The organism is Lysinibacillus sp. FW301-JW8 (assembly GCF_058788755.1).
The window spans coordinates 14,709-36,846 of the sequence record NZ_JBYTBB010000056.1; the positions used below are offsets into that span (position 1 = coordinate 14,709).

The 22,138-nt window shown below is 38.6% G+C and carries 19 protein-coding genes, 1 pseudogene and 1 riboswitch; of the genes and pseudogenes, 11 read left to right on the forward strand and 9 right to left on the reverse strand.

The window, feature by feature from the left end:
• Positions 1 to 340: 340 nt before the first annotated feature.
• The 7 genes from AC3WOM_RS19690 to AC3WOM_RS19720 all read left to right on the forward strand — a co-directional run bounded on the left by AC3WOM_RS19690 (position 341) and on the right by AC3WOM_RS19720 (position 7,879).
• Positions 341 to 1,876, forward strand: a complete 1,536-nt coding sequence (locus tag AC3WOM_RS19690; protein ID WP_427541906.1) for an acyl-CoA carboxylase subunit beta — start codon at positions 341 to 343, stop codon at positions 1,874 to 1,876.
• 215 nt (positions 1,877 to 2,091) lie between these two features.
• Positions 2,092 to 2,664 carry a VanZ family protein gene (locus AC3WOM_RS19695; protein WP_427541909.1) on the forward strand — a complete coding sequence of 191 codons (573 nt, stop codon included), beginning with the start codon at positions 2,092 to 2,094 and terminating at the stop codon, positions 2,662 to 2,664.
• Between the two features lie 503 nt (positions 2,665 to 3,167).
• Positions 3,168 to 3,926, forward strand: coding sequence for a hypothetical protein (locus AC3WOM_RS19700; RefSeq protein WP_492448062.1), 759 nt, complete (start codon positions 3,168 to 3,170; stop codon positions 3,924 to 3,926).
• Positions 3,927 to 3,950: 24 nt separating this feature from the next.
• Positions 3,951 to 4,445 carry a Cys-tRNA(Pro) deacylase gene (gene ybaK / locus AC3WOM_RS19705; protein ID WP_427541915.1) on the forward strand — a complete coding sequence of 165 codons (495 nt, stop codon included), beginning with the start codon at positions 3,951 to 3,953 and terminating at the stop codon, positions 4,443 to 4,445.
• Between the two features lie 365 nt (positions 4,446 to 4,810).
• Positions 4,811 to 5,446 (forward strand): YczE/YyaS/YitT family protein, encoded by a 636-nt coding sequence (locus AC3WOM_RS19710; RefSeq protein ID WP_492448063.1) that lies wholly within the window; start codon positions 4,811 to 4,813, stop codon positions 5,444 to 5,446.
• A 98-nt stretch (positions 5,447 to 5,544) separates the two neighbouring features.
• On the forward strand, positions 5,545 to 6,621 hold the full coding sequence (locus AC3WOM_RS19715; RefSeq protein WP_427549914.1) for a nucleotide kinase: 1,077 nt from the start codon (positions 5,545 to 5,547) through the stop codon (positions 6,619 to 6,621).
• Between the two features lie 58 nt (positions 6,622 to 6,679).
• On the forward strand, positions 6,680 to 7,879 hold the full coding sequence (locus tag AC3WOM_RS19720) for a glycine C-acetyltransferase (RefSeq protein ID WP_427549911.1): 1,200 nt from the start codon (positions 6,680 to 6,682) through the stop codon (positions 7,877 to 7,879).
• A 138-nt stretch (positions 7,880 to 8,017) separates the two neighbouring features.
• On the opposite strand, the gene AC3WOM_RS19725 is transcribed toward AC3WOM_RS19720, so the two are convergent.
• The 6 genes from AC3WOM_RS19725 to AC3WOM_RS19750 all read right to left on the reverse strand — a co-directional run bounded on the left by AC3WOM_RS19725 (position 8,018) and on the right by AC3WOM_RS19750 (position 13,920).
• Entirely contained in the window at positions 8,018 to 9,214 is a 1,197-nt protein-coding gene (locus tag AC3WOM_RS19725; protein ID WP_492448064.1) for a CaiB/BaiF CoA transferase family protein, read from the reverse strand.
• Positions 9,211 to 10,371 carry an alpha-hydroxy acid oxidase gene (locus AC3WOM_RS19730; RefSeq protein WP_492448065.1) on the reverse strand — a complete coding sequence of 387 codons (1,161 nt, stop codon included), beginning with the start codon at positions 10,369 to 10,371 and terminating at the stop codon, positions 9,211 to 9,213. The genes AC3WOM_RS19725 and AC3WOM_RS19730 overlap by 4 nt, the downstream gene beginning before the upstream one ends.
• A 14-nt stretch (positions 10,372 to 10,385) precedes the next feature.
• The gene (locus AC3WOM_RS19735) at positions 10,386 to 11,165 is read right to left on the reverse strand and encodes an enoyl-CoA hydratase/isomerase family protein (RefSeq protein WP_427549905.1); all 780 of its coding nucleotides are present in this window, start codon (positions 11,163 to 11,165) and stop codon (positions 10,386 to 10,388) included.
• A gap of 11 nt (positions 11,166 to 11,176) precedes the next feature.
• Complete coding sequence (locus AC3WOM_RS19740) at positions 11,177 to 11,848, reverse strand: methionine ABC transporter permease (RefSeq protein WP_427549903.1); 672 nt, start codon at positions 11,846 to 11,848, stop codon at positions 11,177 to 11,179.
• A complete protein-coding gene (locus AC3WOM_RS19745) occupies positions 11,841 to 12,866 on the reverse strand; it encodes a methionine ABC transporter ATP-binding protein (protein WP_492448066.1) in 1,026 nt (341 codons plus the stop codon). Before AC3WOM_RS19745 ends, AC3WOM_RS19740 begins: the two co-directional genes overlap by 8 nt.
• A 220-nt stretch (positions 12,867 to 13,086) precedes the next feature.
• Complete coding sequence (locus tag AC3WOM_RS19750) at positions 13,087 to 13,920, reverse strand: MetQ/NlpA family ABC transporter substrate-binding protein (RefSeq protein WP_492448067.1); 834 nt, start codon at positions 13,918 to 13,920, stop codon at positions 13,087 to 13,089.
• A gap of 88 nt (positions 13,921 to 14,008) precedes the next feature.
• A riboswitch (SAM riboswitch) is annotated at positions 14,009 to 14,113 on the reverse strand.
• 249 nt (positions 14,114 to 14,362) lie between these two features.
• Here AC3WOM_RS19750 and AC3WOM_RS19755 point away from each other — a divergent pair.
• Positions 14,363 to 14,866 (forward strand): PPC domain-containing DNA-binding protein, encoded by a 504-nt coding sequence (locus AC3WOM_RS19755; protein WP_492448068.1) that lies wholly within the window; start codon positions 14,363 to 14,365, stop codon positions 14,864 to 14,866.
• Between the two features lie 352 nt (positions 14,867 to 15,218).
• Here the strand turns inward: AC3WOM_RS19755 and AC3WOM_RS19760 are convergent, their stop codons facing one another.
• From AC3WOM_RS19760 to AC3WOM_RS19770, 3 genes and pseudogenes are all read right to left on the reverse strand, one after another.
• The gene (locus AC3WOM_RS19760) at positions 15,219 to 16,394 is read right to left on the reverse strand and encodes a pyridoxal phosphate-dependent aminotransferase (protein ID WP_492448069.1); all 1,176 of its coding nucleotides are present in this window, start codon (positions 16,392 to 16,394) and stop codon (positions 15,219 to 15,221) included.
• Between the two features lie 289 nt (positions 16,395 to 16,683).
• A pseudogene (locus tag AC3WOM_RS19765) lies at positions 16,684 to 16,908 on the reverse strand (hypothetical protein); the annotation flags it as partial.
• 79 nt (positions 16,909 to 16,987) lie between these two features.
• Positions 16,988 to 18,010 (reverse strand): MBL fold metallo-hydrolase, encoded by a 1,023-nt coding sequence (locus tag AC3WOM_RS19770; protein WP_492448070.1) that lies wholly within the window; start codon positions 18,008 to 18,010, stop codon positions 16,988 to 16,990.
• A gap of 167 nt (positions 18,011 to 18,177) precedes the next feature.
• Between AC3WOM_RS19770 and AC3WOM_RS19775 the strand changes: the two genes are divergently transcribed.
• From AC3WOM_RS19775 to AC3WOM_RS19785, 3 genes are all read left to right on the forward strand, one after another.
• Positions 18,178 to 19,188, forward strand: a complete 1,011-nt coding sequence (locus AC3WOM_RS19775; protein ID WP_427549254.1) for a fumarylacetoacetate hydrolase family protein — start codon at positions 18,178 to 18,180, stop codon at positions 19,186 to 19,188.
• A 91-nt stretch (positions 19,189 to 19,279) separates the two neighbouring features.
• Positions 19,280 to 19,855 (forward strand): TetR/AcrR family transcriptional regulator, encoded by a 576-nt coding sequence (locus AC3WOM_RS19780; RefSeq protein ID WP_427549252.1) that lies wholly within the window; start codon positions 19,280 to 19,282, stop codon positions 19,853 to 19,855.
• Between the two features lie 1,242 nt (positions 19,856 to 21,097).
• Positions 21,098 to 21,313 carry a putative quinol monooxygenase gene (locus tag AC3WOM_RS19785; RefSeq protein WP_492448071.1) on the forward strand — a complete coding sequence of 72 codons (216 nt, stop codon included), beginning with the start codon at positions 21,098 to 21,100 and terminating at the stop codon, positions 21,311 to 21,313.
• Positions 21,314 to 22,138: the final 825 nt, after the last annotated feature.

The following is a 22,138-nucleotide window of genomic DNA, read 5'->3' on the forward strand; positions in this document are numbered from 1 at the left end:
AACTCAGTCTAAGAACGCCACGTCCTGTGGCAATGACTGAGTGACCAACATCTTGTTGCTGCCGCTACGTTAGCACTACGCTTTCGCACAAAAAACATCTGTTGGCCCAAAGCCTCTGGCGGATGTCACGGATTTTCAAAGGAATGAATAAAAGGATGTTAGCCTAAAACCTTCGCATCCTGCGAAAACGCCTAACTGACCTGCCTCGTGCAGGCCTGGGCACAATTCAAAATCCGGACGCAATAACGCCAAGGCGATATTGATTTTTTGTAAGAAACCAAAAGGCCGCAAAGTGTCAGGGTTTTATGGCATAACTGATTGGGCAAAGGGAGGAATTAACATGAGCAATATTTCGACAGATAATTCAACTACACTAAAGGATAAAATTTTAGCAGGTGGTTTACCGAAATATCACGATAAAAATGCACAACAAGGAAAGCTCTTTGTACGGGAACGACTGGAATTATTACTGGACGATGGATTACAATCAGAGGATGGTCTTTATGCGAACTGTTTAGCAGGTGATTTACCAGCGGATGGTGTGATAACAGGAATCGGTAAAATACATGGTCGTACTGTCTGTGTATTAGCAAATGACTCAACAATTAAAGCGGGCTCTTGGGGTAAACGTACAGTAGAAAAAATGATTCGTATACAAGAAACAGCCGAAAAATTAAACTGTCCATTACTTTATCTAGTTGATTCAGCAGGTGCTCGTATTACAGATCAATTAGAGATGTTCCCAGGACGAAGAGGTGCCGGGCGAATTTTCTATAATCAGGTAAAACTTTCCGGGAAAGTACCGCAAATATGCCTATTGTTTGGACCATCCGCTGCTGGTGGCGCTTATATTCCTGCCTTTTGCGATATCGTTGTCATGGTTGAGGGCAATGCATCCATGTATTTAGGTTCTCCACGTATGGCAGAAATGGTTATCGGGGAAAAGGTAGACTTAGAAACAATGGGTGGTGCAAAAATGCACTGTTCGGTTTCTGGTTGTGGAGATGTGCTCGTTAAAACGGAGCAGGAAGCCATTGCGTATGCTAGAAAATATTTAGGTTATTTTCCTAATAACTATGCAGAACGCAGCAAGATTGAGGAAGCTAAATCACCAGCTTCATTTGATAAGTCCATTGAAGAATTAATTCCTCAAAATCAAAATGTACCTTTTGATATGTATAAATTAATCGATCGTATTATTGATGAAGATTCATTTTGTGAGGTTAAAAAATTATTTGCTCCCGAATTAATAACTGGGCTTGGTCGTATCAAAGGACAATCGGTTGGCATTATTGCAAACCAGCCTCGTGTAAAAGGAGGCGTATTATTCCACGATTCTGCTGATAAAGCTGCAAAATTTATTTCACTTTGTGATGCGTTTAATATTCCACTCCTTTTCCTAGCAGATGTACCAGGCTTTATGATTGGGACGCAGGTTGAGAAGGCTGGCATTATCCGTCACGGTGCAAAGATGATATTTGCAATGAGTGAGGCAACGGTTCCAAAGCTAACGGTCATTGTTCGTAAGGCATATGGGGCAGGGTTGTATGCAATGGCTGGTCCAGCATTCGAGCCGGATTGCTGTATTGCATTAACCAACGCCCAAATTGCCGTAATGGGACCTGAAGCTGCAGTGAACGCTGTATATGCTAATAAAATTGCAGAACTTCCAAAAGAGGAGCAAGCAAGCTTTATTGCAGAAAAACGCAAAGAATATCAGGAGGAAATTGATGTTTATCGTTTAGCATCAGAGCTAATCATTGACGATGTGATTGCACCGAATGATTTAAGAACAGTACTTGAATCACGTTTAGAGCTATATATGTCAAAATACTTATTATTCTCAGAGCGTAAGCATGGAGTTAATCCAGTATAAAATTATTGAAGGTGCTTTTCCCCTAATGCTAGATATGTACGGAAAATCCAATAGATAAACTACAAGGCCGGCTCAATGGTAGGAGTCGGTCTTTTGAATACGTCTAAACTTGCTTGAATATAAATATTTATAAACTTAGCTTAATATACCTCTTGCATGGGGATGGGGGGCATATTAAAATATGGGAAGAATATAAGGAAGTAGGTCGTTTAGGCATGCAAAAAAATAATATTTCTAATATGCAAGGTGATGCCAAGCTCCCATTGCCTTATCGTTCGTTGATTGATACGTATTATTTTCCCCTAAAAATAATAGGATGGACTACTTTTTGTATCTATTCATTTATTGCTTTTTATAAATTAGTCATTGATCGTCTAGTAGATGTCATCATAATTTTATGGAAGGACGAATACACACTCATTGAATTAGGTCTGTTTGATTATAGTGACTGGCGATTAACCACAAATTTTGTACCCTTTGAAACTATTCTGCGCTATATAAACTACTCTCAGTATTTTAATTTGGATATCATTATTATTAATTTACTCGGCAATTTATTAATATTTACACCTATGGGCTTTTTGTTACCTTTGTTGTCTAAAAAGTTTCGGAGGGCTTGGGCAGTGATATGTGCAGGTTTTTTATCTAGCTTAGCCGTTGAAACAATACAATTTATTTTTACGGTTGGCTCAGCGGATATTGATGATTTAATTTTAAATACGCTTGGCGCATGGTTTGGTTACCTAGCCTATAGAAGTATCCTTATTAAACCTAAAAAAAAATGTTAGAAACAGTCTGTGCCAAAAGACTGTTTTTTTTATGTAATTAACACTATTTGGAAAGTAGGAAAAGTGTTAAGTTTCGTAGAAAAGTTTTAATTAAAAGAAAATATAGGATTTTATAAAGGTATTTATGCCTATGTGAATAAAAAAAGATTATTTCTTTAGGAGGTTAGTAGTAATTTGGGCTTGAATTTAATATAGAAAATTCCGATAATGAGTGTACAGAAACTGTTCAGGTGGTAGAGATATAGTTAATAGAGGATATTATCATATCTAATATTTAACTTCTTTCAGCAGAAGTCTCCCACCTCTATAGGTGGAGAGATGAATGCGAATTTAAGCTACTTTTCAGCGGGTGTCCAAACACCCGCTGAAAGAAGTTAAAGCCTCCGGCGGATGTCACGGAATCGGAAAGGAGTTCTTTGTGTAAGCACAAAGCCGATTCCAGACTCAATTATGCCGAGGCATAATTGATCTTGCATATTAAGTAAGAAAGCTGAGGTGATCATATGAAAATATCAAGTTTAATAGAACATGAAAGAATTTCAACTTCAAATCGCAAAAAAGTATTGCAGCGAAAAGAAGCAGGGGACGCCTATCGAAAAAATGCATTGTATTTTCAGCCAAAGAAAAATCCATTATTGCAAGAGCTTGAGAGTTTATTATTAGGTCAAAAGGATTTAGACCTCTTCGAGCAACAAAAAGAGGAATCACAGGAAGTCACGCCTCAACAACAAGCCATTTTTCAGGAGATGGAACAAACAAAAAAGAGTGTTCTGGCTCATGAACAAGCAAATAAGATGGGCAACATTGAGGGTTTTGAATCAATTTCCTTTTCTCAGCTATCAGATGTTGAAGATGTAGTTGGTATGAATCCCGAAAAAACGTTGCAAGTTTTAGAACAAGTACGTAATGCAGCATTATCACCAGCACAGCCTTCAACTCAAGATTTACGTATCGCAGAAAGTGCAAACGCACAAATTCAACAAATTCAGGCACAATTACAGGGTCAGGAATTCAATCAAAACTTAATAACTGACAGCGAGCCTGCTTATTTAAGTGAAGTCATTGAAGTCAAAGTACCAGAACGTTTTACGAAGGAATTGATATTAGATCCATTTGCAGATACAATTTTCGGTAAGAGTTATGGGGAGGGATTCAAGGCAGGGACATTTAAACATGCTTCTGAAAAATATGCGACCCATATCCAAATGGCGAAAAATGGCTATCGACTAGGAAATGAAGCCACGTTCTCGATGATAGCTTAATGTTGCAGATGGGAGTTTTAAAATATGGCAAAGGCAAAGCATGCTAAGACGAATGCTATACGATTGTTGGAGCAACAAAAAATACAATTCGAAGTAATTGAATATGAAACTGGCGATGGTCAAGTGGATGGTATTTCGGTCGCTGAAAAAATTGGCCATCCAGCTTCTCGCGTTTTTAAAACTTTAGTGGCAAAGGCAAGCGCACAAAAGCTTTTTGTATTTGTTATTCCTGTTGCTCAAGAGCTTGATTTAAAAGCGGCTGCGAAAGTAGTAGGAGAGAAAAAAATTGAAATGCTCCCTGTCAAGGAATTACTGACCTACACAGGCTACGTACGTGGTGGCTGCTCACCTGTGGGCATGAAGAAGCTTTATCCGACAGTCATTGACGCATCTGCACAAGAGCAAGGCGATATTATTGTTAGCGCTGGGAAAATTGGGATGCAAATCCATGTACAATTAAATGATCTAATTGCTATCACAAAGGCAAAGCTGGAAGCGATTACAACTACCCATGAATAACAGATGGGTAGTTTTTTTATTTGGAGTTTAAAGCCATATCTTTGTTAAAGAGAAGCGACTTGCTCTGTCGGCTAAGAAAACTGCTCAGGCGGAGCAACAATTTGCTCGGATATTGAAGAGAACTGCTCAGGCGGAGAAGAAATCTGCTCGGCTAGCGAAGAGAACTGCTCAGGTAGAGAAACAAATCGCTCGGCTATCGAAGAAAACCGCTCAGGTAGCCAAAGAATCCGCTCGGTCATTGTGAAGAACCGCTCAGGTAACCAAAATTGTTTTTATAAGAGAAGCAGGCAAGTCACATCCCCCCGATTTATGTAGAAACTATGGTACAGTTAGAGCAATATCATACATAGAGAGAGGGATATGAAATGCGAAAAATTATGGGGTGGCGTTGGGCATTTTTTATAGGTGGCCTAATAATTATGTCCCTTGGGATTACCATGTCTATTAAGGGTAAAATTGTAGGGACAAGCCCTTGGGATGTGCTGCATGTGGGTTTATTTCAAAACTTTGGTTTATCAATTGGGACGTGGTCTATTTTGACAGGGCTTTTTATTGTTGTTTCGACCTCAATTGTTTTACGACAATGGCCAAAGATAGGAACTTGGCTTAATATGCTTCTAATCGGATCATTTATAGATGTTTTTAATTGGCTATTGCCGTCAACGACTATATATGGTCTACAGATTACTTATTTTGTGATAGGTTTATTTGTTTTAAGTTTTGGTTGTGGTATGTATATAGCACCCAATATGGGGGCGGGACCACGTGATACATTGATGATGATTTTGGTTGAGAAATTTGGTGGGACAATTAAAACGGCGAGAATGGGCATTGAGGTGCTGGTGACAATTTTAGGCTGGTTGCTTGGAGGTCCTGTCGGTGTTGGAACAGTGGTCATTGCTTTAACATCAGGCTATATTGTGCAATATTCATTACCTTATTGTCGAAAGATCTTAATGAAGTGTATTGGCAATATAGAGGGGATGAAGCCATTCTATTAAATAGGAAGCTACTTTTATCTTAAAAGATTGAAGTAGCTTCTCATTTTTTTTGCTGCCGTTTCATATAATGCAGGGCATAAGATAAAGGAGGAGCGGTATTGAACGGAAATGTGACCTATTATTTTGGACACGCATTGACAGGGCAAGGAATTAAACAATTATATAAGGAAATGATGGATGAGGCGGATTTGGTTTATCTATTGCAAGGTGCTCCAACAATGAAGGGGTCGGAGCTTTTAAAAGAGCTTGGCTATTTTTACGTTAAGCAGGGTTTCGCGGTAGAGTGGTTTAAGCACGCATTGTTAGAGGATGTTGTGGAGGCAGTATTTGTTCGAGGGTGTGATCGACTCTATATTTGGTCATCTGAATGGGGTATCGAACCGACTTTCCTTGGAACAAAGCATCATGTGATGTCATTTTATGATTGTTTAGAGGACCTTCAGCTCGAAAAAGTAGGCGAACAGCTCGCTGAGGCAATGAAGGAACGTGAGTTATGGCGTGATAAATGTATAGCTACGCTAAGTAAAGCTATTAGGATTCATGATGATTGGGAGATTGTCACACAGAGCTGTATGAATTGGCAAGCATTAAATGATCAAGTGGAAATGTTAAAAACAAACGTTTTCCAATCAATCGTTTTAAATAAAACTGGAATGCGCACACACCGTTTGCTTGGAACATTAACACCAAGAGGCGCTGAAAATACAGTAGAGAGTATTACTAAAAATTTAGCTCGTCGATTAATGATAAAAGGTAAGCCGGGGACAGGTAAATCTTCCTTAATGAAGGATTTAGCAGATGAAGCTAATAAGAGAGGGCTAGATGCACAAATTATTTGGTGTGGTTTGGATGCAGGCTCTGTTGATATGGTCATTATCCCAGAATTAAACTTCTGCATATTTGATAGTACGGAGCCACATGTCTTTGATCCACAGGATGGCAGACTGGGGGATGAAATTTTTGATATAGGAAAACATTGTGCATTAACACAGGATGCAGAAGCTCTAATCGAAGATATCCATGTAAAGTATAAAGAGGCCATGCAGGATGCAATGGGCTACTCCAAGCGATTTGCGGAAGCAGAGTATACTGTACGCAGATTATTAGACCATTGTCTATCTTCTTCACTTTGGCGAGAAAAAACTGCTCCACTATTCGAAAGATTAACAAAGTAATTTTTCAAATGGCGTGCTTATGCTACACTAGGAGCTAGAACAGTTTTCCTAGGAAAGGATGATACGCTTGTCAAAAGTATTAAATGCATTTTTAGATGAAAACCTACAAGACTTGAGAGACCAAGGCTTATACAACGAGATTGATCCAGTAGAGGGAGCCAATGGACCTGTTATTCAGGTGCGTGGCAAAAATCTTATTAACTTATCCTCAAACAACTACCTTGGCTTAGCAACAAATGAAGAATTGAAGCGTATTGCCAAAGAGACTATTGATAAATATGGTGTCGGAGCAGGTGCTGTTCGTACTATAAATGGTACGCTTGATCTACACGTTAAATTAGAGGAAAAGCTTGCTGAATTTAAAGGAACAGAAGCAGCTATTTCCTATCAATCAGGCTTTAACTGTAATATGGCAGCGATTTCAGCTGTAATGGATAAAAATGATGCGATTCTTTCGGATCAATTGAATCATGCTTCTATTATTGATGGATGCCGTTTATCAAAGGCGAAAATCATCGCGTTTAATCACTCTGATATGGATGATTTACGTGCGAAGGCAAAAGCAGCGAAAGAATCTGGATTATACAATAAAGTTATGGTCATTACTGATGGTGTTTTCTCCATGGATGGTGATATTGCTAAATTGCCGGAAATTGTTGAGATTGCAAAGGAATTTGATTTAATTACGTATGTGGATGATGCTCATGGCTCAGGTGTAACAGGTAAAGGAAAAGGTACAGTGAAGCACTTTGGTTTAGAGAAAGAAATCGACTTCCAAATTGGTACACTTTCTAAAGCAATTGGCGTTGTTGGTGGATATGTCGCTGGTAAGAAAAATTTAATTGACTGGCTAAAGGTACGCTCACGTCCATTTTTATTCTCAACAGCACTACCACCTGGCGATGTTGCAGCGATTACGGCAGCAGTTCAAATGTTAATTGACTCCACTGAGCTCCACGATAAACTTTGGGAAAATGGCGATTATTTAAAAGCAGGGCTTGCCAAGTTAGGCTTTAATATTGGAGAATCCGAAACACCAATAACTCCATGTATTATTGGCGATGAAAAGCTGACGCAGGAGTTTTCTCGACGCTTATTTGAAGAAGGTGTTTATGCGAAATCAATCGTTTTCCCAACGGTTGCAAAGGGTACAGGTCGTGTTCGTAATATGCCTACAGCGGCTCATACAAAAGAAATGCTAGATGATGCACTCGCAATTTATGAAAAAGTAGGTCGCGAACTAGGTGTAATTCAATAAAAAAAGGGTTGTCTCTTAGTGAGGCAGCCCTTTTATTACGTATAGAAGGATAGAACACTCTAAGTGATGGATAGCTAGACTAAATCAACAGATAGAACGTTCAAATTAACGGATAAACTGGGTTGAATCACATAAGCTCTATTTTGAATGAATGATATTCGTGGCTTTTAGCTGTTTTATGTGTTCATCTGTCACATGCAATGATTTCAAAATCTCTTCATTATGTTGCCCTAATGTTGGGGCGGCATTTGTTAGCTGTCCAGGGGTTTGAGAAAATTTCGCTGGGAAGCCTAGTGTACGCATTGACCCAGCGGTTGGATGCTCATAGGATAGGACCATACCGCGCTCCAAAATATGAGGATCATTCAATGTTTGATCGTAGGAATAGATTGGGCTAGATGGTACACCATATTCATCTAAAAGCTGAAGCCAATATGCAGCTTTATGCTTGACCAATTCACTTTCGATTTCTTCTTCCAATGCTTTAACATTCTGAGCTCGTAAGTAGTTTGATGCGAACAGTGGATTACTCAGCCAATCTGGTCGATTGACGACTTTCGCGGCAAAAATCTCCCATAGCTTTTGATTGCCTGCACCCACTAAAATATAGTCATCCTGCGTTTTAAAACCCTGATAAGGTGCGGAAACACGATGCGCAGTACCTGTTCGCTCAGGTAGCTGACCTTGCCCAAAGTAAGCTGCCGCCTCCCAAACTGTCCATGCAAGTCCAGATTCTACTAAGGAAACATCAATATATTGTCCTTCACCGCTACGTAGTTTGTAAATATAGGCCATTAAAATAGATTGTAATGCTGTTTGAGCAGCGGCAATATCATTTACAGCAAAGCCTACCTTTACTGGTCTGCCATCTACTTCACCAGTCATATGCATTAAGCCACTAAGACCTTGCGCCATAATATCGTAGCCGCCCTTTTGACTATAAGGACCTGTTTGACCATAACCGGAAATGGAGCAATAAATGAGACCAGGGTTAATATCTTTTAATGCTGCATAATCAATTCCTAACTTTTTAGTGACGCCAGGTCGATAATTTTCCACAAGCACATCTACCGATTGGATAAGCTCTTTAAAAAGCTCTAATCCCTCTGGTGTTTTTAAATTCAAGCAAACACCTTTTTTATTGCGATTAACCATCATGTACATATGGCTTTCTTCATTAATAAAGGGGCCCATCGTACGTGTGTCGTCTCCATGGGGATACTTCTCAATTTTAACGACTTCAGCTCCCATATCTGCTAATACCATTGTGCAGTATGGACCGGCAAGCACCTGCGATAGATCAACAACCTTTAAGCCTTGTAATGCTCGATTCATTTTTCATCGACTCCATCTTTTTTCACTAAAGTAATATTTCGTAGTGCTGGAATAGAGGTTGCTCCTGCTAATGCAATGGAAACTTTCAATTCATCGTATAGGTTCGTCATGACTTTTTCGACGCCATTCTGTCCGTCTAGCGCCAGTCCATAGACAAAAGGACGGCCGATTGCTACTGCATCTGCTCCTAAAGCAAGCGCTTTTAGGGCATCCATGCCACGATACACGCCACTATCTAAAATAATAGGAATTTGTCCATTCACCACTTTTACTATCGCTGGAAGTGCATCAAGTGATCCTACTACGCCATCCAGTTGGCGACCTCCATGATTTGAAACGATAATACCGTCTATACCATTGTCTATAGCTAGCTTTGCATCTTCAGGATGTAGAATACCTTTTAATAGGATAGGAAGATTAGATCGACGCTTTAATTCACGTACATTTTCCCAGCTTAAGGTAGGGTGGAAAACATTTTGAAGTACACCTTGGACGTAGGATTCAAATGATTCATCTGGCAGAGAAGCCATAAACACGGGATCATTGATGTAGTTTCCTCTTGCATAGCCTAGCTTTAAAGGAGAAAATTGGTTGCGAACATCTTCTTCGCGCCAGCCAAGCATAACTGTATCGACTGTGAGGACGATTGCTTCAAAGCCAGCAGACTCTGCACGAGCGGCCATACTATAAGCAATTTCCTCATTGGTAGACCAATATAACTGAAACCATTTTGTAGCGGTAGGGGCAGCTTGTGCAACATCCTCAAGTGCATGGCTAGAAACTGTGCTTTGTATATAGGGTATTTTTAATTGTTGAGCAGCACGGACAACTGCAAGCTCCCCATCATCATGTGCCATTTTATTCATGCCAACAGGGGCAAATAGAAATGGCGTTGGATATGTTTTTCCGAAAAGATTAATCGAAGTATCAATATTTGAAACATCATTTAAGAAGCGAGGTACTATGGAATACTTTTCAAATGCTGCACGATTATTGCGCAATGTTTGTTCGCCACCAGCACCTGAACGTATGTAGCCAAAAGGTCCAGCTTCAATTTTTTCTGCTACAGCCTTCTCTAAATCAGCAAAGCAAATGGGGAAGGGCGCTTGGGAGGTTATATTTTTTAATAGCAGGTCTCCATCAGTTGTCTTTGTCATTGTTACTACCTCACTTATTTATTAAAAATGGGCTTTCTTTTGTTTAAAAATGCCTGTATGCCTTCGTTATAATCATCTGAGCTAAAGGAATTAAGAATGATTTGAGCTAACACATCATTTTCTTCATTTTCACCATCTACAATAGCTTGTATAATTTTTTTAATGCCGGCATTGGCAACAGAAGATTTACTTAAGAGATGCTCAGCGAATTGCTGTGTGGCATTTTCGATATCCTCTGGCTCATGTAGGGCAGTAATCAAGCCAATACTTTTTCCTTCTTCAGCTGTAAAAATGTTTGCTGTGTATAAAATTTCTTTCGCCTTGGCAACTCCAACAATATTGATAAGACGCTTTGTACTTTCAAGATTATAGACGATGCCGATGTTTGCGGCAGTGATGCCTAATTTACTTTTGGGTGTAGCAATTCTAAAATCGCAGGCATTTGCTATTTCTAAGCCACCACCAATTGCTAAACCCTGTATCATAGCAATGGTTGGGTGCGGAAATTTATAGAGTGCATCAATTGCCCTTAATGCCAAATCATTGTATGCCTTTGCGTTGTCAGCTGCATAACGAATATCTAAAAACTCACTAATATCTGCCCCTGAAGAAAAGGCAACCTCATTTACGCCACGGACAATTAAAAGTTTGATAGAAGGGTCAGAGCTTAAATGATGAAGCTCATTCAAAATAGCCTGAAACATTGCCCTTGATAAAGAGTTACGTTTCTCAGGACGATTTATCACTAAAGTTGCTATATAACCATTTTTCTCTACATAAATTTCATTTGTCACAGTGCTCCTCCTTAATCCTTCTTAAGTTTTGCTGCAAACCGATTGCCAATAGATTGAATACTCTGAACAAGAATGATTAAAATAAATACGGTCGCATACATAACATCGACCTCATAGCGTAAATGACCATAACGGTAGGCAAGATCACCTAAACCACCCGCACCAACCATTCCTGCCATTGCTGTTGCTCCAATAAGACCAATTGTGGCAATGGTTAAGCCTAAAATGATAGAAGGGCGAGCCTCGCGTAATAAAACATTCCAGATAATATGACGGCGTTTAATGCCCATTGCTGTATAAGCCTCTACAACACCTGGGTCCACTTCTAATAGTGCTGTCTCCATCAGTCGTGCGATATAAGGTGCCGTATAAACAACAAGTGGTACAATCACACCTTTCACACCAATCGTTGTCCCAACAATTAGCTTTGTAAACGGTAAAATAAAGAAGAGTAAAATGATAAATGGGACGGAGCGAATTATATTAATGAATAAATTAAAAAATTGATAAAGAAATTTATTTTCAAAAGATTGACCAGGACGTGTTAAAACAATTAAGAGCCCTAATGGAATTCCAATGACTATGGAAAAGAATAAAGATATTCCGACCATTTGGAAGGTTTCGATAATTGATTTTCCAATAACATCTGACCAATCTGTAAAGAAGCCTTGAATACTATTCATTTTGTTCGCCTCCTAATTCCTCTACGGCTACTCCATTTTCTGTGAAATACGTTAATGCCTTTTGTACAATATGCGCCTCACCATTTAAATGAACGACGATATTTCCGACGATGCCATTTTTTAATTCAATAATATTGGCAGTTAAAATATTTGGCTGAACATCGTATACTTTGCTGACCTCTGTCAGTAACGGTTTTCCAGTACTTTCTCCGAGAAATGTTAGACGAATAACACTCCCTGAAACATTGAGCTGCTGGATAAGAGAAGGGGATAGATTACGCTGTGAAATCGTGTTCAAGAACTTTCGCGTTGTTGGGTGCTGAGGCTTCGCAAAAAGATCAATAGCAGAGCCGTATTCCACAACTTTCCCTGCTTCAAGAACAGATACATCATCGCAGATTTTTTGTATGACATTCATTTCATGCGTAATAAGTAAAATAGTAATGCCTAGCTCACGATTAATTTTCAATAAAAGCTCAAGAATGGCTTCTGTTGTTTCTGGATCAAGTGCACTAGTCGCTTCATCACTTAGTAAGATTTCGGGTTCCTGTGCTAATGCACGGGCAATAGCAACTCGTTGTTTTTGACCTCCTGAAAGCTGACTTGGAAAGCTTTCTAATTTTTCTGTTAAACCAACAATTTCAGCGTATTTCGCCACACGATTTTTTACTTCGACATCGTTATAGCCAAGAAGCTTTAATGGGATAGCAATATTGTTATAAACGGTCGCAGTTTTTAAGAGATTAAAATGCTGGAAGATCATCCCGATCTTTTGACGGGTCTTTCGAAGATCATTTAGGGAAAGGGAAGTAATATCCACATTATTGATCCAAACTTTTCCTGCTGTTGGACGCTCCAATAGGTTGACACAGCGAATAAGTGTACTTTTACCTGCACCACTATAGCCAATGACCCCATGAATTTCACCTTTTTTAACATGAAGGTTAATCCCATCCACTGCTCTGACAATACCTTTTTTTGTTTTAAATTCTTTGGATATATTTTCTAACCGAATCATATGGATGTCTCCTTTCTAAAAAGCAAGAATCTGCTCGCTTTCCCAAAGGATTCTAGCAGATTCTCTATTTTATCCCGCTTAACGTGCTGTATAATCCCCTTTTCAAGAACAAAAAATTCTAAGTAGGGATCTTAATAACCTGTATAAGCCCAATTGTTTCAACGAATAATCAGTGGAAGATGGGGAAAATAACCACTTTATCGAAGTCTATTTTTAGTACTTACCAGCTTGCAATTACAGAACCCTTAAATTCATCTTCAATAAATTTGCGTACTTCATCAGATTGATAAGCTTCAACGAATTTTTTAATCGTTGGATCATTCTCATTTTCGGCACGTACTACGATATAGTTTACATAAGGAGAGTCAGTAGATTCTAAAAGGATAGAATCTTCTTTAGGATTAATGCCAGCATCAAGCGCAAAGTTTGTATTAATAGCAGCTACATCAACCTCACTAAGCTGCTTTGGAATTTGTGCAGCCTCTAACTCTATGAATTTTAAATTTTTCTTGTTTTCTTCAACATCACGGATAGATGCTGTTAGGCCAGTACCTTCTTTTAATTTAATATAGCCAGCTTCTTGTAAAACAAATAGTGCACGGGCACCGTTTGTTGGATCGTTTGGTAAACCAAATGTTGCTCCGTCTGGTATTTCATCAAAAGATTTATATTTTTCAGAGTAAACACCCATTGGATTCAGAATAGTTTTTCCTACTGGTACTAAGTCTGTATCATGATCTTTATTAAAAGTATCTAAGAAAGGCTCGTGCTGATAGCTGTTTGCATCAAGATCGCCTTCAGCTAATGAAGTATTAGGTAAAACATAGTCAGAGAAGGATTTAAGCTCTACTTCCAAGCCTTTTTCCTTTGCAACTTTTGCCGCAACCTCTGCAATTTGTTCATGTGGACCAGAAGTAACCCCTACTACGATTTTATTTTCATCAATAGCCTTACCTTGGTCACCTTTACTATCTTCTTTTGTACCGCAGCCTACTAATGCAGCTGCTAATGTAAGACCTGCTATGCCTAATAAAAATTTGTTTCGTTTCTTCATGAATATGACCTCCAAAGTTTGTTTTATCGGTTTTTAAAAATAAAAAAACTCTCTTATAAACTAAGAGAGGCTCATGAAAAAACGTCCTCTCTTATCTATCAAACGACAATCGTTTGCAGGATTTAGCACCTTCCTTTAAAAAGGAGGTTGCCGAGCTTCATAGGGCCAGTCCCTCAGCTACTCTTGATAAGAGATATATAGTATTTTTATAAATCCGATAGAACTAATATAAATTATAGGTTATTATTAGTCAATAATTATTTTATTTTTTATTTATTTTGATTTAGCAAATATGTGAAGAGATGAATGGTTTTTTGTTTTTGCATCCGCTGAATCAAGTGAGAGCCCCCTACGGATTTTGAGTAGAAGCTTTTAGAGCTAGCTAGACGTTGGGGTGTAATTGGTTATGATAAAAAACTTTGAAGCAAAAAGGGGTGTAGAGATGCCTATAAGAGTAAATTACGGAGTTGGAGCATTTGGAAAAGTGATTAGTGCTCGTATTTTAATGGGGACTGATATTATCGAGGGGATAGAAGCAATCTGTCAAGAGAACGATATTGAGTCGGCTACCATTGTTAGCTGTATTGGCAGTTTTCAAAAAAGTAGTTTTGTATATTTAGTACCAGATGAGACCTCTAAAATTAATGTCGGTTTCAGTGAAGTAGTTAAAAAAGAGGGACCCCTTGAATTTATTCAAGGTGCTGGTGTTGTGTGTAAACGTGATGGAGAATATGAGACGCATCTTCATGGATCAATGAGTGATCAATGGGGTCAAGTATCGGGAGGGCATTTGATAAAGGGTGGAAATATTGTAATTACAGCCGATATCGTTTTAGCTGAGGTACAGGGCATTCAGCATATTCGCCAATTTGATGATGAAACAGGACATGTTCAATTTTATCCTTTAGAAAAAGATTTACAGAGTCCAAGAAAGATCGAGAAATGAAAAAACTGTTCTATGGCATTGCTGTAGAACAGTTTTTTTGGAATTTGTTTATATCAATTATGCCTCGGCATAATTGCGTCCGGAATCGGCTTTGTGCTTAGGCCTGCATGAAGCAGGTCAGTTAGCCGTTATCGCATGGATGCGATGATTTTAGGCTAACATCCTTTATTAACTTCTTTTCGATTCCGTGACATCCGCCAGAGGCTTTGGGTCAACACGATGTTGGTCACTCAGGCGTTTTCACAGGATGTGAAGATCTTAGCCTGAGTTCCTCTATTTCAGCGGGTGTTTGGACACCTCTGAAAAGTAGCTTAAATTCATTCAGATCACTACCTATAGAGGTGGGAGACTTCTACTGAAAGAAGTTAAATAAATTTAATTGCTCGATTCGACTTATTGCTTCACGTAAACGTTCTTCGCTTACAAGTAAGCCAACACGGACATAGCCCTCGCCATATTGTCCAAAGCCATTTCCTGCTGCTACAGCAATATCTGCTTTGTCGAGCAAGAGATCTGCAAATTGCTCACTTGTATAGCCTACTGGAACAGGGAGCCATGCAAAAAAAGAGCCCTTGGGTGCAGTTACATGCCAGCCAATACGCTGAGCCTCTTCGATTAAGACATTTCGCCTACGTTCATAAGTAGCTCTGAGCTCGTCTGCACATTCCTGTGGTGCTGAGAGTGCAATGGCTGCTGCTTGTTGTACAGCAGGGAATTGACTGCAAAATAGGTGATCTTGTATTAGATTAATGGCAGCAATAATATCTGCATTCCCAACTGCAAAACCGATGCGCCAGCCTGCCATATTGTATGTTTTGGATAGTGTATACATTTCAATTCCAACATCCTTAGCACCATCTGCCTGTAGGAAGCTAACAGGCTTGTTTCCATCAAATCCAATTGCTCCATAGGCAAAATCATGCGAAACGATGATATTATGCTCTTTTGCAAAGCGAACCGTTTCCTCGAAAAATTCAATTGTTGCAGTACCACCAGTTGGATTATTTGGGTAATTCAAATATAAAAGTTTCGCCTTTTCTTTTATATCATCAGATAAGGCTGCGTAATCAGGGAGGAAGCCATTCTCTGCAAAAAGAGGCAGTACTTCATAATTTACATCCCCTAATACGACGCCTGATAAGTAATCGGGATAGCCGGGGTCGGGTAATAGCATCGTATCCCCAGGATTTAATATGGCTAAAGGTAGTTCAACAAGACCGATTTTTGTGCCACCGAGAATAGCCACTTCTGTGTCGGGATTAATGTCTACATTGTATTCACGTTTGTAGAAATCGGCTGCAGCCTGGCGTAATTCAGCAATGCCACGAAACGGTGGATATTTATGATTAAGGGGATTTTCAGCTGCCTCCTGTAGAGCCTTAATAATATGTGGAGGAGTAGGTTGATCAGGATTTCCCTGACCAAGATTAATCACATCGCGCCCTTCTGCCAAGGCAGCATTTACTTTTTGCACAAGTGCTGCAAAAAATTGAGTTGGGAGTTGCTGTAGTTTTTTTGAGAATTCCATACACATCACCTTTTTCAGAATATAATAATTATTATTAAAGAATATGATGCAAATATTATTACTTTTTTTACTAATTGTCTAGACCCTTTATTTGCAAAGGCTTTGGAATGCTCTAAAAACCACAGGCGACCAAAAAGCGACCAAATTACAAAATTTTATTAAGTAATTCAATTGCATCTTGTTTGTCCTCTTTAGTTAAATGACTGTATGTGTTTAAAGTCAATCCAACTTTAAGCCTGTTACCTTAATTGGTAATGGGCTAGTGATTTTGCATTTTAAATTAAAAAAGCTATCTTCTTTGGATAGCTTTTTTATATTTAATTCCGATAACTAAACTATCTCGTGCTGCTTCAACAACTTCTGTAGTAATAGTATTAAGATGATTAATTTCAAGTATTCTTTCAATCTGAGTGAAAAGTCTCTGTGTAAGCCTATAGTTTCCTCCTGTAATCTTAATGATACTGGTAATTGCTGCGTAATCAGAAAAATCTTCAAGCTTTATAGAAAGTCTTAACAGCGAGACAGGTAGATACTTCCTAGTATTATTTGTGGTAAGAGATGTACGAATCCTATAACTTCTGCAGGTTGATACGCTATTCTTGCCACACGCTCATAGGGTCCCATGGCTTGATTCGATCTCCATATTTCTCGTTCAGAAAGGCTTTCATGTCTTCTAGCTTTGCAGGCACCTCGTTCCAATTTGGAAGAGATGGCAACCCTCGTTTGCTTTTTAAGAGGATATCTACCGTAACATACAAACGTTCTGGCTGAATCCAATGAAGGAAGCGAGAAATATCGATTTGCTTAGTCAGGGACAAGGAATCAATCTCGTCATTGTAATGCTTGTTGAACTCACTGATCAAGTTCAAGAGGTAGTCTCTCTGCTCCTTCACGAAGTCCAGGCCGCATATAGCGCCATGTCCTGGAACAACGATTTCAGGTTTAATGTCATCAATAATACGATCAAGAACTTTAATCCAGTTGAGGGTTCCTTCTTCACTGTATGCCGTACAACCGTTAAATACGACATCACCGGCGAACAGCACTTTTTCTTTTGGCATCCACAACAGCAAGTCACTGTCAGAGTGGGCAGGAGCTACATTGTAAATCATAACTTCAGTATCGCCAAGACGTATGTTGATATCGTCCTTTATCTCAATATTCGGGTGCACCCATTCTACGCCTTCTAGGTTGAATCCTTCAAATTCTGCTGCAAAAAACCGTTCTCCTTGAGTCGATTTCGGAGAATCCTTCCCTCTTCTGATGACGCTATCCATCCAGGCGATATTTTCGGTAAGACGCTCTCTAGCCGCCTCCTTGTGCATAATAATGCAAGCTTCTTCAAAGACTTTATTCCCCCAAGCATGGTCGCTATTATAGTGCGAGTTCACTACATAGGTGGGAGAGCCGCCATTGCTTACTTCCTTAAAAGCATCTCGCATTTCTCGTGCATGGAACAAATCGAAGAACGTGTCATACACTAGGCCTTCACCTTTGTTGATAAACCCGGCATTGGCCCAACTGATGCCACGATATGGCGAAATACCGGCAAAGACGCCATCTGCGACTTCAAAAAATTTAACCCGAGGTTTTTGGATAATACTTTTATACTTCATAACAATTCTCCTTTGCATATATGTTTTTAAGAGACTAGTCATACTGACTATATCTTTATCATAGAGCACGGAAAACAAAAATACAAGCGAGTACTTGCATGCATTCTCTTTATGCAATATGATATTAACTGAACAACATCACACTACATGGATGGAGGAGCTACAAAATGAAGCTAGTAACCTTTCACACTAAGACATCGCAGAAACCTTTGTTTGGGATTGTCATTAACGAGAAGTTTGTCGTGTCTTTTGCAGCAATTATGAAAAAGAAGGGGACATTCGTTGACAGTCTACAAAGTATGGACAGTTATCTTAAACATTTACCAGCAAGTTATTCCGCCTCTAAGGAATTAATGCAATATGCTGTTGGAAATCCGCATCAATTCAATGAAAATGAAATTTTCCCGATTGCAGCGGTAAAACTGCTGCCACCGGTTCCGAATCCGGCTGCGCTTATTGATTTTGGATTGACGCCAAGACATCTGAGAAATGCTGGCGTAAATCTGATGCAAAGAGAATACAAAGGGCCGGAAAGAGAGGAGCTTAAACGAAAAATTGCCGAAAAATTCCAGGGAGATTCAAATAAAGTAACTTTCAGTTATTACAAGTGTAACCATAATGCATTGATTGGTGATGGGGCTACGATTCATTGGCCTTCGTACTCCTCCTACCTGGATATCGAGCCGGAGCTGGCCTTTGTTACAGGGAAGGGGAACTGCATTGCAGGTTATGTTATTTTTAACGACAGTACTGCCCGCGATGTGCAGTGGCCTGATTTCCAGGCGCTGACCGGACCAACGCGGTGCAAAGATTTTGATTACAGCAAAGGAATAGGGCCATTTTTGGTTACGCCGGATGAGATCGATGACCCGCTTTCACTGGATGTGGATGTACGTATCGGAGAGAGACTGCACTGGAAGGGGAACACATCCGAGTATTCCGTGCAACCTGCAAAAGTGATGGAGGAGGTTCTCAAAGTTTTTACGCCGCTCCCAGGTACAATTATAGGTATGGGGACGATACCAGATTGCTGTGCAATCGAGACTGAACAATGGCTGTTGCCCTCTGACCGAATCCAGATTACGTTCGATAAATTAGGCACACTCACTCAATTGGTGCCTGATCATGTCAAGATTACGGAATCAAGCCGCTGGGAAAAAAGGAGCGATTTTCCTTAAATAAATTTACCAAAATGATGAACCCCGATCCCTACTGCATATGCAAAACTTGTAGTATAATAGGTTAAACATATGCAAAGGGAGTAATACAATGCATACTTCAGACAGAATTATTGAAGCCGCGACACGGCTCATAAAAAAGAATGGCTATCGGGGAGTAAGCACCAAAACTATTGCAACGGAAGCTAAAGTCAACGAATCTACAATTTTTCGGCATTTTGGGAGCAAGCAAGGCATACTGGAAGCCATCATTGAAAGGCATTCGAATATCCCACAATTTGAGAAGCTGTTAAAGGAGGAAGCGACCGATAATCCAGAAGTTGATTTGCTGAATGTAAGCCAACAGTACCGCTTGTTTTTCCATAAAAATGCGGATATTATTTTGATTGGCATCCGCGACAAAGGAATGCTTCCTGAATTAGACAGAGTGCTGGCCGAGCCGCCTGTGAAGCTGCATTCTTTGCTGGTTGAATATTTTGAACGCCTGCAGAAGAAAAAAATTATAGCAGGACAGGATGCATGTCTTGCCGCCATGTCTTTTCTCTCGACTTGCTATGGCTTTCAGATGAGCGAGCTGATTCACCAGCAATATCAGTCCCAACTCGTTACCGAGGAAGAATTCTACAAGTACAGTGTCTCATCGTTTGTTAAAGGAATATTGTCATAAAAAGCCTGTAGCCTGGCAAACAATGCCGATGCAGGCTTTTTCAGCTTATGAACAACTATGCAGTCGTATTCATTAATGCTCTACGAGACAGCGGGTGGTGCAATTAGATCCGCATTCATGGACGATGAACTTACTAGTTCTTATTGTAAATAGCATACATATGCCAAAAGTAAAAAAATAATCAAAATAATGCCAAAAGTTATAGATAAATTCAATTTAAATCAATAAAACACTTTTAATTGGAGTGGGTATTAAAACCAAGTAGCTTGAAAGGGTTGGTATTACTGTGTTGGCAAATATATCGCTAAGAAGTTGGCAAAGATATACTTAAAATCACAAAATATTAGTTATCAAGAAAGTGCCTAGGTACTGAAATAATTTTGAGCCCGATATTTTTTATTTGTACAAAAAACAGACAACCAAAATTAGTTATCTGTTCTCTTTCTCACTTCATATGTTTTTCTTGTAATTCCACGTATCTTTTCTATTTTTCCCCGATAAGTCTGTGTAGCACGCTTAATGAGCTTCATATGTTTTTTGTCTACCATACTAGTTCACTTTGTATTGACGATGGAATGAAATAGCACAAATCCCAATAAATAATATAAGGCCAAATTTATAAGAAGTAGGTATAAGTATATACAATACTATTGCAATTCCCGTTAGTATGTACCAACAAATAATTAATAATTTTTCCAATTGTAACCCCCCTTTATAATCACCAAACTAGGTAACTATATTTGTAGATTACATCATCTTACTCAACAAATACTAAACAAAATACAAATCATACAATTTCCGTTATTTTATATAAAAACAGATAAACAATATTAATTATCTGTCTTCAACAAGTTCCAAAATATCTTCTATACATAATGAAAGAGATAGCCTTCCACAATCAATATGAAGACCATCGATAGATAATTGGCTGAAATGGTAAATGGAAATAGTTATCCATATAAATTTTAAATGAGGTATTCTTAAACTCCCATAAAGAACGTAATAAACTTTCATTTTCTGTAGTGAAGGGCCAATTTTTTGCGCTTCATGGATGGATAACTGTGTAGAATAACTAAATAGATCAACATTACATTAAATGAAAAACATGTTCAATATCATGGTTACAATGCCTACAACATGATATGATTTTTTAGATGATAAATCTAAAATTATTAAGTTGGAGGATATTGATGAGTAATAATAAAGAAAACGTAATTCTCTATATAATATTTAGAATTAAAAGTGGAAAAAAAGGAAGAATTCAAAGAACTATTATCTGCTAATATGAGAGCGATGGAACATGAACCAGCTTTTGTAAGTGCCGTTCTTTCAGATGATATAGATAATCCAAATGAGGTTACCCTTTTTGAAATATGGAAAGGAACAAAGGAAAGTTGGCTAAAAGAAGAACTTCCTAAACCTTATAGAAAAACATATGAAAATAAACTAGGGATTTAATCGATGAGAGGATAATTAGTTATCTTACACCAACGAATGAGTGGAGAACTAATTTAACAAACAAAAAGATAGATTAATAAATAATTTAAAGAGTGACTTGTCTAAAAAACAAGTTGTTCTATCTTATAGAGTCTGTAAACTATAATTTGTAGTCTCCCATTTCTACTCTTTCTATTGCAGTCATTATTGTGATACGTTAGGTCTTACCATGCTATAATTCTGTGGATGTTATTGAACTAACGGAGTTAATTAAATGATTTATAAGAGACCACTCCGTGATGGTGGGTCTTAATTGTTGATTCATAAATAGGCGACTTCAGGCGACCAAGCACTCGGATAAATACAGATTTCTTTGGTTTTAGGTGTAGCCCATTGGAAAGTCAATGGACAAGAATGGCTACAATACACACTATTGGAAGCATCAAAACTTTATTGTACTTGTGGTTTGAAAGCTATTACTTTTTTTACTAATTGTCTAGACACTTTATTTGCAAAGGTTTTGGAATGCTCTAAAAAAAACTTTAAGTGACATATCACAATAGATTAATTCAATTATAGCTATTTCAATGCTGTTTTTAATAGAGAGGAGCAATCGAGGAATCAAAATGATGAGTAATTACTGCCCTAGTCCTTTTTCTGTTTTATAAGATCAATTTGTGTATTTTAACTTTACATGTACCTCCTCATTAAAAAAGCCACTTATATAAGTGACTTCATAGTGTTGAAAAACTAAATGGTCAAGGGACTGTTTGTGAACACTCCTAAGTCAAATGAAGGTGATCTCCGTTCCAGGCTACTCGCTTTGCCGCTGACGCTTCGCTTTCG

Coding starts and splice junctions, on each gene's coding strand:
- AC3WOM_RS19690 (WP_427541906.1), top strand. CDS start 341: ATGAGCAATATTTCGACAGATAATTCAACTACACTAAAGGATAAAATT.
- AC3WOM_RS19695 (WP_427541909.1), top strand. CDS start 2,092: ATGCAAAAAAATAATATTTCTAATATGCAAGGTGATGCCAAGCTCCCA.
- AC3WOM_RS19700 (WP_492448062.1), top strand. CDS start 3,168: ATGAAAATATCAAGTTTAATAGAACATGAAAGAATTTCAACTTCAAAT.
- ybaK (WP_427541915.1), top strand. CDS start 3,951: ATGGCAAAGGCAAAGCATGCTAAGACGAATGCTATACGATTGTTGGAG.
- AC3WOM_RS19710 (WP_492448063.1), top strand. CDS start 4,811: ATGCGAAAAATTATGGGGTGGCGTTGGGCATTTTTTATAGGTGGCCTA.
- AC3WOM_RS19720 (WP_427549911.1), top strand. CDS start 6,680: ATGATACGCTTGTCAAAAGTATTAAATGCATTTTTAGATGAAAACCTA.
- AC3WOM_RS19725 (WP_492448064.1), bottom strand. CDS start 9,214: ATGAATCGAGCATTACAAGGCTTAAAGGTTGTTGATCTATCGCAGGTG.
- AC3WOM_RS19730 (WP_492448065.1), bottom strand. CDS start 10,371: ATGACAAAGACAACTGATGGAGACCTGCTATTAAAAAATATAACCTCC.
- AC3WOM_RS19740 (WP_427549903.1), bottom strand. CDS start 11,848: ATGAATAGTATTCAAGGCTTCTTTACAGATTGGTCAGATGTTATTGGA.
- AC3WOM_RS19745 (WP_492448066.1), bottom strand. CDS start 12,866: ATGATTCGGTTAGAAAATATATCCAAAGAATTTAAAACAAAAAAAGGT.
- AC3WOM_RS19750 (WP_492448067.1), bottom strand. CDS start 13,920: ATGAAGAAACGAAACAAATTTTTATTAGGCATAGCAGGTCTTACATTA.
- AC3WOM_RS19755 (WP_492448068.1), top strand. CDS start 14,363: ATGCCTATAAGAGTAAATTACGGAGTTGGAGCATTTGGAAAAGTGATT.
- AC3WOM_RS19760 (WP_492448069.1), bottom strand. CDS start 16,394: ATGGAATTCTCAAAAAAACTACAGCAACTCCCAACTCAATTTTTTGCA.
- AC3WOM_RS19770 (WP_492448070.1), bottom strand. CDS start 18,010: ATGAAGTATAAAAGTATTATCCAAAAACCTCGGGTTAAATTTTTTGAA.
- AC3WOM_RS19775 (WP_427549254.1), top strand. CDS start 18,178: ATGAAGCTAGTAACCTTTCACACTAAGACATCGCAGAAACCTTTGTTT.
- AC3WOM_RS19780 (WP_427549252.1), top strand. CDS start 19,280: ATGCATACTTCAGACAGAATTATTGAAGCCGCGACACGGCTCATAAAA.